The 12,055-nt window shown below is 61.7% G+C and carries 10 protein-coding genes; 4 read left to right on the forward strand and 6 right to left on the reverse strand.

Annotated features, from left to right (window positions below; genetic code table 11):
* Nucleotides 1-221 precede the first annotated feature (221 nt).
* The 5 genes from AC3WOY_RS05050 to hrpA all read right to left on the reverse strand — a co-directional run bounded on the left by AC3WOY_RS05050 (nucleotide 222) and on the right by hrpA (nucleotide 8,388).
* Nucleotides 222-1,142, reverse strand: coding sequence for a glutaminase (locus AC3WOY_RS05050; protein WP_492421392.1), 921 nt, complete (start codon nucleotides 1,140-1,142; stop codon nucleotides 222-224).
* Between the two features lie 107 nt (nucleotides 1,143-1,249).
* Nucleotides 1,250-1,816 (reverse strand): dCTP deaminase, encoded by a 567-nt coding sequence (dcd, locus tag AC3WOY_RS05055; protein ID WP_420476391.1) that lies wholly within the window; start codon nucleotides 1,814-1,816, stop codon nucleotides 1,250-1,252.
* A gap of 173 nt (nucleotides 1,817-1,989) precedes the next feature.
* Nucleotides 1,990-3,315, reverse strand: coding sequence for an NAD(P)/FAD-dependent oxidoreductase (locus AC3WOY_RS05060; RefSeq protein ID WP_492421394.1), 1,326 nt, complete (start codon nucleotides 3,313-3,315; stop codon nucleotides 1,990-1,992).
* A 156-nt stretch (nucleotides 3,316-3,471) separates the two neighbouring features.
* Nucleotides 3,472-4,452, reverse strand: coding sequence for an XdhC family protein (locus AC3WOY_RS05065; RefSeq protein WP_492421396.1), 981 nt, complete (start codon nucleotides 4,450-4,452; stop codon nucleotides 3,472-3,474).
* Nucleotides 4,453-4,497: 45 nt separating this feature from the next.
* Nucleotides 4,498-8,388: an ATP-dependent RNA helicase HrpA gene (gene hrpA / locus AC3WOY_RS05070; RefSeq protein ID WP_492421398.1), complete on the reverse strand. Its 3,891-nt coding sequence runs from the start codon at nucleotides 8,386-8,388 to the stop codon at nucleotides 4,498-4,500.
* On the opposite strand from hrpA, the gene argA reads away from it, so the two are divergent.
* Both argA and AC3WOY_RS05080 read left to right on the forward strand, forming a co-directional pair.
* Complete coding sequence (gene argA, locus AC3WOY_RS05075) at nucleotides 8,387-9,697, forward strand: amino-acid N-acetyltransferase (RefSeq protein ID WP_492421400.1); 1,311 nt, start codon at nucleotides 8,387-8,389, stop codon at nucleotides 9,695-9,697. The genes hrpA and argA overlap by 2 nt on opposite strands.
* A 214-nt stretch (nucleotides 9,698-9,911) precedes the next feature.
* Nucleotides 9,912-10,184 (forward strand): oxidative damage protection protein, encoded by a 273-nt coding sequence (locus AC3WOY_RS05080; protein WP_088706982.1) that lies wholly within the window; start codon nucleotides 9,912-9,914, stop codon nucleotides 10,182-10,184.
* Between the two features lie 66 nt (nucleotides 10,185-10,250).
* On the opposite strand, the gene rpiA is transcribed toward AC3WOY_RS05080, so the two are convergent.
* Nucleotides 10,251-10,922 carry a ribose-5-phosphate isomerase RpiA gene (rpiA, locus tag AC3WOY_RS05085; RefSeq protein WP_492421402.1) on the reverse strand — a complete coding sequence of 224 codons (672 nt, stop codon included), beginning with the start codon at nucleotides 10,920-10,922 and terminating at the stop codon, nucleotides 10,251-10,253.
* A gap of 155 nt (nucleotides 10,923-11,077) precedes the next feature.
* Here rpiA and AC3WOY_RS05090 point away from each other — a divergent pair, with 155 nt between their 5' ends.
* Together AC3WOY_RS05090 and AC3WOY_RS05095 are read left to right on the forward strand one after the other, a co-directional pair.
* On the forward strand, nucleotides 11,078-11,440 hold the full coding sequence (locus AC3WOY_RS05090) for a response regulator transcription factor (RefSeq protein WP_492421404.1): 363 nt from the start codon (nucleotides 11,078-11,080) through the stop codon (nucleotides 11,438-11,440).
* On the forward strand, nucleotides 11,440-12,054 hold the full coding sequence (locus tag AC3WOY_RS05095) for a chemotaxis protein CheX (RefSeq protein WP_492421406.1): 615 nt from the start codon (nucleotides 11,440-11,442) through the stop codon (nucleotides 12,052-12,054). The genes AC3WOY_RS05090 and AC3WOY_RS05095 overlap by 1 nt, the downstream gene beginning before the upstream one ends.
* The last annotated feature ends 1 nt before the right edge of the window (nucleotide 12,055 follow it).

Here is a 12,055-nt window from a genome sequence, read left to right on the forward strand (position 1 = left end):
TTCAGAAACAGACGGCACCCGCTTTTGCGCGCATCATCGATGCAACAACATCATCACGTCGTCTTGTGGCGACTGCAGGACTTGAACCTCCAGAGGTGGGCCGCCTCCCTTGAAAAGGGGAGTTTGGGTTGGGGGCAGGATGGTTGAAGTACCTCGGCTGTATAGCGAACACCCTACCCCTTACCTGCCCCTCCCCTTGCACGGGGAGGGTTTTTTTTGCCCTAGAAAATCGAGCGCGCGGTCAGCGTTGTGAAGCGTTCCAGCGCGTAGGTTCCGGCGAGGGAGTTCCCGGTCGGATCCAGGCCGGGCGACCACACCGCGACCGAAGCCTCACCCGGCAACAACGCAAGGATGCCGCCGCCCACACCGCTCTTAGCCGGCAATCCGACCCGGAAGGCGAAATCCCCCGCTGCATCGTAGGTACCGCAGGTGAGCATCAGCGCATTGAGCCGCTTGGCGGGACTGAGGCCGAGAATCCTCGCACCGCTCCAGGGAATGGTGCCGTGGTTGGCGAGGAAGCTGCCGGCCTTCGCCAGTTCGGCGCAGGTCATCGTGATGGAACACTGGCGGCAGTAGCTGTCGATCACGGACTCCACCGGATTGCGCAGGTTGCCGAAGTCCTTCATGAAGTAGGCAATGGCACTGTTGCGGTTCGCGGTCTTGCGCTCGGACTCGGCGACGGTCTGGTCGAAGTCGATGCCCTGCTCGTCCGCGATCTGGCGTGCAAACTGCAGGACGGCGATGTCGGGCTGCACGAAGCGCGATGCGAGGATGTCGGTGATGACGAGCGCGCCCGCATTGATGAAAGGATTGCGGGGCTTGCCGCGTTCAACCTCGAGCTGCACCAGCGAATTGAACGGATTGCCGGAAGGTTCGCGCCCGACGCGTTTCCAGATGTCGTCGCCCTCGCGCGAAAACGCGAGCGCCAGTGCAAACAGCTTGGTCACGCTCTGCAGCGAAAACTTCATCAGCGCGTCGCCGGTCATGTAGGCGCGGCCGTCGAGGCAATACACCGCCATGCCGAAGCGTTCCGGCGAGACCTTGGACAACTCTGGAATATAACCGGCGACCTTGCCCTGCCCGAGAAGGGGCTGGACTTCGGCCTGGATGGTATCGAGGACGTGCTGGTAGTCGAGGGACATCGGTGCCACCTTGCGAGATTGGCCGCCTGCTCATGCAGGCGGCGTGCGTCTCATTCTATGGCACCTTCCTCCAAAGAATATTTGGAAGAATTCCCGTCAGGAGGAGATCAGGTTTTCGGCAGCGTCACGCCGCGCTGGCCCTGGTACTTGCCGCCGCGGTCCTTGTAGGAGGTCTCGCACATTTCGTCGCTCTCGAAGAACAGCACCTGTGCGCAGCCCTCGCCGGCATAGATCTTCGCCGGCAGCGGCGTGGTGTTGGAAAACTCCAGCGTCACGTAGCCTTCCCACTCGGGCTCGAAGGGGGTGACGTTGACGATGATGCCGCAGCGCGCGTAGGTCGACTTGCCGAGGCAGATGGTCAGCACACTGCGCGGAATGCGGAAGTACTCGACGGTGCGTGCCAGCGCGAAGGAATTCGGCGGGATGATGCAGACATCGCCCTTGAAATCGACGAACGACTTCTCGTCGAAATTCTTCGGATCGACGATGGTGCTGTTGATGTTCGTGAAAATCTTGAATTCGTCGGCGCAGCGGATATCGTAGCCGTAGGACGAGGTGCCGTAACTGACGATCTTCTGGCCATCGACGTGGCGCACCTGGCCTGGCTCGTATGGTTCGATCATGCCGTGTTCCTCGGCCATGCGGCGGATCCACTTGTCGGATTTGATGCTCATTGTTTTCGCGGGAGAGTAGGATTGCAGGGTGATCGCAGAGGCGGCAGTGCGCCTGCAAACGACGAATCCCCGCGATTTTACGCGAAAACACCCCGGCAGCCACCAAACTTGGGGGTGGCCGGGCCTGAATTGACCTGGATCAGTTTCAGCAACCCAAACCGTTATTAAATCGGCTAGACAGCCTGGCGGAACACTTCCGGCTGCCGTTCCATGGGCTGGTGGAACCAGGACGCCTCGTCGACATATTGCTGCTCGACGCAGGCCACATACGCCTCCTTCAGCCGCGTCGGCTCCTGCAGCAGGCGATCCTTCCATTCGCCGAGATGGACATGGTTCTGGATCAGGCTGCGCAGGATGGTCGCATGCTCGGTGACGCCGACCGCATTGCAGCCGATGAGCACATCCTTGAAGAATTCCAGCCGCAGGTACTTGAAATTGCGCTCATCCGCGACCTCGACCCACTGTCCGCCGCGTACGCCCTGCCAGTTGCCGAAGGATGAGGAGATCAGGCCCATCGTATCGACCACATCGATCTGCCGCACGCCGCGCTGGAAGGCGTGCTTGCCGGTCATGTTCAATGCCGCGCAATAGGCCTGGTCCGCCGCGTTAGGCTGCACCCCGGAGATGATGGAGCGTCCCGCGACGCTGTCGAAGGTCTCTGCGCAGTCGCCGGCTGCATAGATGCCTGGCACATTGGTCTGCATCGACGCATCCACCACCACGCCCTGCAGACAACGTATGCCACTGCCCTTCAGGAAGGACACGTTGGGCATGGTGCCGACGGAATACACAACCAGGTCGGCAACCAGCTGCTCGCGATTCGAAAGCCGTACGAGGCGAGTCGATCCCGCGTGGAGCAGGTCGCTGCTGCCTATCGAAACAACGCGTGTGGAGGTAAATATCCGCACGCCCTTCTTTTCGCACCACCGCTGCACCATGTCGCCCGCCTTCTTGCCCATCATGCCGGGCAACATGCGGTCACGTCGTTCGACGACGGTCAGCGACACGCCCCGTGCGAGGAGCGCCTCCATCACGATAGACCCGATGAAGCCCGCGCCGATGAGGACAACGCGGGCGCCCGGTTGCGCCAGCCTCTGGATGCGGCGCGCATCGTCCAGTGTCCAGCATGCGTGCACGCCGGGAAAGTCGATGCCGGGAATGACCGGCACGCGCGGCGATGCGCCGCTGGCGATCAGGAGCTTGTCGAATTCGATGGCCGTGCCGTCTTCCATCTTGACGGTGCGCGTACGGCCGCTGACATGCACCGCCCTCCCATATACCGGCGTGACCTGCTGGTGCGCGAACCAGTCCTTTTCGCGCCGCAAATGCATGCCCGCCTCATTGATATTGGCGGCGAGAAGATGAGGAATGGACATGCGCGAATACGGCACTTCCGCCTCGTCGCCGATGACGATGATTTCGTCAGCAGGTGCATTCTTGCGGATCGTTTCCGCTGCGATGATGCCGGCCGGTCCGTTGCCGATGATGACATGCCTCATGCGACCGCTCCGGAGTGCAGGCTGGACATTGCAGCAAGTGGTCTTTGCATTCCCTTCCCCTGTTGGATGAGGATTGACGAAAACCACTATACCGGCGGCAAAACGTTATCAATTGAATAATGTCAACGAAATGGCATAAAGCCGGGAAACCTGCAATCAGGAAATATCCGCCTTGCGCTGGATCTTGTCTTCCCGTGGAATTCCATTCTTCACCGCGGTCATTTCGGCGAGGATGGAAATGGCGATTTCCGAAGGAACACGGCTGCCGATATGAAGGCCGATCGGTCCATGCAGGCGCTCGACCTGCTCTTCCGTCAGGTCGAACTGCTTCAATCGCTCGCGCCGCTTTGCATTATTGACGCGCGAACCGATCGCCCCGACGTAAAACGCTTCGGACCGCAATGCTTCCATCAGCGCCAGGTCATCGAGCTTGGGATCATGGGTCAGTGCCACGACGGCGCAGCGGCTGTCAGGTTTCTGCTCAAGTATGAAATCATCGGGCATGGCGTGCACTACGTCGACAGCGGGCACGTGCCATGCAGTCCGGTATTCCTCGCGCGGATCGCAGACGATGACCTGGTAGTCCATCCCTGTGGCGATCTGCGCAAGAAACCCCGACAGCTGGCCTGCGCCAATTACGAGAAGGCGCCAGCGCGGGCCGTACAGCGTTGCCAGCTTTCCATCGACGACCTCGACCTGCTGGTCGGGATGGCCGTGCAGCAGCGCGACTTCCCCGGAGGACAGGTGAAGGACTCGGGATACCAGCTCTTGTTGGCCCACACGCTGCAGAAGCTCGGGAATCCGGCTCAGGGAGGACAGCGGTTCGATGACCAGCTGGAGCGTGCCGCCGCACGGAAGCCCGAAGCGGTGCGCTTCCTCCGCCGTGATTCCGTAGGTGACGAGTTCAGGGTGGGCGCGCTTCATACCCTCCTTGCGCACACGTTCGATCAGGTCATCCTCGACGCAGCCGCCGGACACCGATCCGACCACCCTGCCGTCCTCGCATATGGCCAGCATGGCGCCTGCCGGACGCGGGCTGGCGCCCCAGGTCCGGATGACAGTGACAAGTTCGCATCGGCGTCCCTGCGCGAGCCATTCATCACAGGCTTTCAGGACCTCGAGATCGGTGCTATCCATTCCAGTATGCAAGTTCCGCGAATTGAGAGCTTGCATCATAACGGATCAGCGTTGCATGGACTCCCACACCTTCTGCAGGCGCTTCACCGAAACAGGCATCGGGGTGCGCAGTTCCTGCGCGAACAGGGACACGCGCAGCTCTTCCAGCAACCAGCGGAACTCCACCATCTTCGGATCGACGCTCTTCTGCCGGTCCTTCAATGCGCGCTGCCAGGGCGCGGCGACCTGCGACCATTCGGCCATCAAGCGCGTGTCGCGCGCCGGGTCGGCGCGCAGCTTTTCCAGGCGCACGTTGATCGCTTTCAGATAGCGCGGGAAGTGCGCCAGTTGCGTGTAGTCGTTGTCGGCGATGAATCGTTTTCCCACCAGCGCCTGGAGCTGCGACTGCATGTCCGCCGCGCTCTGCGCATGCGCCTTGGCTCCCTGCAGCTTTTTCGGCAGCGTGTAGTACTCGGCGAGCACCTGCGCGGCAAGGCGCGCGATCTCATTGACCAGCAGGCCGAGGCGGCTCTTGCCTTCATCCTTGCGCTGGTTGAATTCTTCCGCGTTCTTCGGCAACGGGTCCTGCATACAGGCACGGTCGAGGCCGGCCTGGATGATCTGGTCGCGCAGTTCTTCCTGCGTGCCCAGCGACATGAACTGCATGCCCATCTGCTGCAGGTTCGGGATGTTCTTCTCAAGGTACTTCAGCTGTTCTTTCAGCTGCAGCGAGAACAGGCGGCGCAAGCCAAGATGATGCACGCGCGCTGCTTCCGCGGGATCGTCGAAGACTTCGAGGTCGCAATGCGTCTGCCTGTCGACGAGCGCAGGGAAGCCGATCAGCGTCTGCTTGCCTTGCTGAATTTCGAGCAGTTCAGGCAGTTCTCCGAAAGACCAGGTCGTCAAGTTTTGGTACTCGGAGATGGCAGCGGCCGGCGCGGCTGCCGCAGGACTCGCCTTGCTTCCCTGCTCCACGGGTGCAATCGTTGTTTTCTCCGCCAGCTTCTGGAACTGTTCCCTCGCCTGTCCGCCGAATTCCGCCTGCAGCGCCGACAGGTTGCGGCCCATCTCGAGCTGCCGGCCGTGCTCGTCCACCACCTTGAAGTTCATGAAGTGGTGAGCCGGCAAGGTCTCCAGCTTGAAGTCGGTTGTCTTGACCGTCACGCTCGTCTGTTCGCGCACGTCGGCGATCACGGCGTCAATCAGGTTGCCCTTGCCGAAGTCCGCGCGCTCGCAGAATCCCGCCGAATAGTCAGGGAGAGGGACGCAATGGCGGCGCAGTTTTTGCGGGAGGGACTTCAGCAGCAGATGCACCTTCTCCTTCAGCATGCCGGGAACAAGCCATTCGCAGCGCTCGGCCGACACCTGGTTCAGGGCGTACAGCGGAATCGTCATCGTCACGCCATCGCGCGGACTGCCCGGTTCGAAATGATAGGTGAGCGTCATCGCGACACCCGCCACGTTCATCGTCTTGGGAAACAGGTCCGTCGTCACACCGGCGGCCTCATGCCGCATCAAGTCGTCGCGGTTGAGGTGCAGCAGCTTGGGATTCTGCGCCGTCGCCTCCTTCAGCCATTTCTCGAAGGTGATACCTGTATGGATGTCCTGCGGGATCAGCTTGTCGTAGAAGGCGGCAATCAGCTCCTCGTCCACCAGCACGTCGAGGCGGCGGGACTTGTGTTCGAGGTTTTCGATCTCGCGCACCAGCTTCTGGTTATGGGCGAGGAACGGTGCGCGCGTGTCGAATTCGCCTGCCACCAGCGCGCCGCGGATGAAGATTTCGCGCGCCTCCTTCGGGTTGATCTTTCCGAAGTCGATCCGGCGCTGGCTGTAGACGACCAGGCCGTACAGCGTGGCGCGCTCGTAGGCCGATACCTGCGCCGTGCGCTTTTCCCAGCGCGGGTCGCCCCAGGATTTCTTCAGCAGGTGCCCACCGACGCGTTCGAGCCATTCGGGCTGGATCTGCGCGATGCAGCGCGCGTAGAGGCGGGTCGTATCGACCAGCTCGGCGCCCATGATCCAGCGCCCGGCCTTCTTGGCAAGATGCGAACCGGGCCAGATGTAGAACTTGATGCTGCGCGCGCCGAGATAAACCTGCTCGTCGTCCGCCTTGAAACCCACGTTGCCGAGCAGGCCGGTCAGCAGCGCAGTATGCAGCTGCTCGTAGGTCGCAGGCGTCTCGTTCAACCGCCATCCCTGCTCGCGCACGAGCGTCAGCAACTGGGAATGCACATCGCGCCATTCACGCAGGCGCAGCTGCGAAAGAAAATTCGCGCGGCAGTTGTCCATCAGCTGCCTGTTCGATTTCTTGTGCTCGATGGCGTCCTCGAACCACTTCCAGATCTTCAGGTAGCTGAGGAATTCGGACTTCTCGTCCGCAAACTTCTTGTGCGCGTTGTCGGCCGCATCCTGCGCATCCATCGGCCGGTCACGCGGGTCCTGCACGGACAATGCGGCGGCGATGATCAGCACTTCGGTCAGTGCGGCGTTGTCGCGCGCGGCAAGGATCATGCGCCCGACGCGCGGGTCGAGCGGCAGTTTGGCGAGCTGGCGGCCGAGTTGTGTAAGCTGGTTCGAATCGTCGACTGCGCCAAGTTCCTGCAGCAGCTGGTAGCCGTCGGCGATCGCGCGTCCCATCGGCGGTTCGATGAACGGAAAGGTTTCGACATCGGTCAGGCGCAGCGATTTCATGCGCAGGATGACCGCGGCCAGCGAGGAACGCAGGATTTCCGGATCGGCGAATTTCGGCCGCAGCTGGAAATCCTGTTCGTCGTACAGGCGGATGCAGACACCTGCGGCGACGCGGCCGCATCGGCCGGCGCGCTGGTTCGCCGCGGATTGCGCGACGGGTTCGATCTGCAATTGCTCGACCTTGTTGCGGTAGCTGTAACGCTTGACGCGCGCGAGGCCGGTATCGACCACGTAACGGATGCCCGGCACGGTGAGCGAGGTCTCCGCCACGTTCGTGGCAAGCACGATGCGGCGCGCATTGGATGTCCGGAACACGCGCTCCTGCTCCTGCACCGACAGGCGGGCAAACAGCGGCAGGATCTCGACGTGCGGCGGATGGTGCTTGCGCAAGGCTTCCGCGGCGTCGCGGATCTCGCGCTCGCCGGGCAGGAAGACCAGCACGTCGCCGGAACCGATGCGGGCAAGCTCGTCCACCGCATCGACCACCGCATCCATCAGGTCGCGCTGCTCCTTTTGCGCGGACGGTTTCCCTTCGGTCTTGTCAGCGGGCTCGACCGGGCGATAGCGCACTTCGACAGGATACAGGCGCCCCGATACCTCGATTACCGGCGCGGGCTTGTCGCCCTTGCTGAAATGCCGCGCAAAGCGGTCGGCGTCGATGGTGGCCGAGGTGATGATCACTTTCAGGTCGGGCCGCCTGGGCAACAACTGCTTCAGGTAGCCGAGCAGGAAGTCGATGTTCAGGCTGCGCTCATGCGCCTCGTCGATGATGATCGTGTCGTACTGGCGCAGCAGCGGGTCGGTCTGGGTCTCGGCGAGCAGGATGCCGTCGGTCATCAGCTTGACCGACGCGCCCTTGGACAGGGTATCCGTGAAGCGCACCTTGAAACCCACATGCTCGCCCAGCGGCGTGCCCAGCTCCTGCGCGATACGCTTGGCGGTGGACGAGGCGGCAATCCGCCGTGGCTGGGTATGGCCGATCAGTCCCTTCTGGCCGCGGCCGAGTTCGAGGCAGATCTTGGGCAGCTGGGTCGTCTTGCCCGAGCCGGTTTCGCCGCTGACGATGACGACCTGGTGTGCGCGAAGCGCCTCCGCGATTTCCTTCCGCCGGCCCGATACGGGCAGCTCTTCGGGGAAGGTAATCGTCGGCAAGGGGTTGCGGACGACCGGTTCGACGGACTTCCCCTCGGGCCGGCGCGGCTTTGCAGGACTTTTTTGGACGTGTTCGAGTGCAGACATATCGGGGCGAATTATAATGCGCGTCATGGAAAACCCTATTCAATTCGTTCAGTGGCTGCGCTCGGTAGCGCCCTACATCCACGCGTTCCGGGGAAAAACCTTCGTGGTCGCCTTCCCGGGCGAGCTGGTGATGTCGGGCGCCCTGCCGGTGCTGGCCCAGGACTTGTCCTTGTTGCACGCCATGGGCATCAAGGTGGTCATCGTCCACGGCTCGCGCCCCCAGGTCGAGGAGCAGCTGGCGCTGCGCAACCTGACCGCCCGCTACCACAACGGCCTGCGCATCACCGACGCGGCCGCCATGGAGTGCGTGAAGGAGGCCGCCGGCGAATTGCGCCTCGATATTGAAGCGGCGTTCAGCCAGGGTTTGCCGAACACGCCGATGGCCCATTCGGCCATCCGTATCATTTCCGGCAATTTCGTCACTGCGCGTCCGATCGGCGTGATCGACGGCGTCGACCTCGAGTTCACCGGCATCGCACGCAAGATTGCCTATGAGACCATCCACCCGATCCTGAGTGCCGGCGGGCTGGTCCTGCTCTCGCCGCTGGGCTTCTCCCCGACGGGCGAGGCGTTCAACCTTGCCATGGAAGACGTCGCCGTCGCCGCCGCCACCGCGCTGCGCGCCGACAAGCTGATCTTCATCACCGAAACCCCGATGATGACCGACCTTGAAGGCCGGGACGTGCGCGAGCTGACTGCGGCCCAGGCCGACGCCCTGCTCAAGAGCAGCGTGCTGCCGCCGGATTCGGCCTTCTATTTGCAGGCTTGCGTGAAGGCTTCCCGCGCCGGCGTGCCGCGTGCGCACATCGTGCCGTTCGAACTGGACGGCTCGGCCATGCTGGAAATCTTCACCCACGACGGCGTCGGGACCATGGTCAGCACCGAAAATCTGGAAACCCTGCGCGAGGCCACCATTGAGGACGTCGGCGGCATCCTCAAGCTGATCGAACCGCTGGAAGCCGACGGCACTCTCGTCAAGCGCGGCCGCGAGCTGATCGAGCGCGAAATCGAGTATTTCTCGGTGATCGAGCACGACGGCGTGATCTTCGGCTGCGCGGCGCTGTATCCGTTCCCGAAGGAAAAAATGGCCGAAATGGCTTGCCTGACGGTGAATCCGGAAGTGCAAAGCCAGGGCGACGGCGAGCGCATCCTCAAGCACATGGAAAACCGCGCACGCGCGGCCGGCTTCAACCAACTGTTCGTGCTGACGACACGCACCGCGCACTGGTTCCTCAAGCGCGGCTTCGTGCATGCCAATGTCGACGACCTGCCGAAGGACCGGCAGCACATGTACAACTGGCAACGCAAGTCGCAAGTACTTATCAAGCAACTTTAGGCGTCCCGAAGGAATAAGTTGTGCGATTTGGCGGTCGTAGCGGGATGCTGTGCAAGGCGCCCGACACGCCGCAGTGCGAGCACTGCAAGTGGCGGGCAACGCCGCAATGTGCCTGCTACGGCCAGCAAAATCGTGCAAGTTATTTCTTCGTGATGCCTTAAACCCCGGCTGCCTCCAATATGGCAGCGCCATTCCGATAAACAAGGAGTAGAACATGGCCCGCATGGTCCACTGCATCAAGCTGAACAAGGAAGCCGAAGGACTGGATTTCCCGCCGTATCCGGGAGACCTCGGCAAGCGCATTTTCGAGAACGTGTCCAAGGAGGCATGGGCTGGCTGGCTGAAGCACCAGACCATGCTGGTGAACGAAAACCGCCTGAACCTGGCAGATGCCCGCGCGCGCAAGTATCTCGCGACGCAGATGGAAAACCATTTCTTTGGCTCTGGCGCGGACGTGGCAACCGGTTACGTGCCGCCGTCGGAATAATCTCCCGCACGCAACACATACAAAAAAGCCCGCTGGTCAGCGGGCTTTTTTGCTTTATCGTCCCTTTCAGAAGGTCAACTTTTTCACACCTTCCGCCGTACCCAGCAGAGCAACATCGGCACCGCGCTGCGCGAAGAGGCCGACCGTCACGACACCCGGGATATTGTTGATCTGCGCCTCGAGTCCTGCGGGGTCGGCAATCTTCAGGCCCACCACGTCCAGAATCATGCAGCCATTGTCGGTCAGCAGCGGCTGGCCATCCTTCATGCGCAGACGCGGTTCACCGCCAAAGGTCTTGAGCTTGCGCGCAACAGCCGCCTGCGCCATCGGAATGACTTCCACCGGCAGCGGGAACGCGCCCAGCATGTCGACCAGCTTGGAACCATCGGCGATGCACACGAACCTGGCCGCGACGGAAGCAACGATCTTTTCGCGCGTCAGCGCCGCGCCGCCGCCCTTGATCATCGCGCCCTTGGGATCGATCTCGTCGGCGCCGTCGATATAGACGGACATCGATTCCACCTCGTTCAGATCGAACACCGGGATGCCGTGCGACTTCAGACGCGCAGCCGTTGCCTCGGACGAAGCCACGGCGCCCTTGATGCGGTCCTTGATCTTGCCGAGCTCATCGATAAAGAAATTGGCGGTGGAACCGGTGCCAACGCCGATGATCTCGCCGCTGGGCACATACTCGATGGCGGCACGGGCAACCGCCTGTTTCATTTCGTCTTGGGTCATGGTGCATTGCAATGGAAAAGGAAGCCGCTATTTTAAGCGCAGCCTGTCGCAAAAACCGGATTTTTTGTCGGCAAGTGCAAGCGTGCTGAAGCAATCGGATGTTAGACTTACCACAAAGCATTTTTTTGCTTCAACATCAATAGAGCGATGCGAAAATGACAACCGTTCTCGTTGTAGACGACAGCAAGGTATCCCGCCTGCTCTCGAAGCAGTTCATCCTCAACCGTCATCCCGATTGGACCATTGCTGAAGCAGCCAGCGGCGAAGAAGCCATCGACAAGCTGCAGAATGTCACTCCCGACCTCGTCCTCCTCGACCTGAACATGCCCGGCATGGGCGGCCTCGCGGCAGTCGACAAGATCCAGGCCAAATGTCCGTCGGCACACATCACGCTGTTGACCGCGAACGTGCAGGACGCCACGCGTGAAAAGGCGAGCGCGCTCGGCATCGCGTTTGCAGAGAAGCCGATCACCGAAGCCTGCATCGACCGCATCATCGCCGTCTTCGAAAACCAGTAATGTTCCAGCTTACCGAACTTCAGCATGACGCTCTGGTTGAGATCTTCAACCTCGGTGTCGGCCGGGCGGCCGCGGCGATGAGCCGCATCGTGGATGAAGAGGTCACCATGTCGGTGCCCATGATCAGCTTCCAGAGCCGCGCTGAGGTCGCAAAGACGCTGGGCAGCGATGAAGGACGCCGCATCTCGGCGGTGGCGCAGCACTTCGAGGGCGCCTTCAATACCGAAGCCTTCCTGATGTTCCCGGAAGAGAAAAGCCTGGAAATCGTCCGGCTGATGGTCGGCCAGAGCTTTTCGCTGGAAGAACTCAGCGAAATGGAACAGGAGGCGATGAGCGAGATCGGCAACATCATCCTCAACTCCTGCATGGGCTCCTTTGCCAATGCGGCCGGCAAGGAACTGCGGGGCTCGCTCCCCACTTACCTCGCCGGCACCGGCGACGACATCCTCGGCACCTCCGGCAAGGAGTGGGACGGCGTCGTGCTGACGCTGAAGATCGACTTCAACATCGAGCGGCACCATATCTACGGCTACGTCGCCTTCCTGCTCGACATGCCCGCGCTGCACGACCTGCAGCATTACATCGACGATTACCTCGCAAAGCTGATGGGATAGG

The sequence above is a fragment of the Noviherbaspirillum sp. FW303-A3 genome, assembly GCF_058788695.1.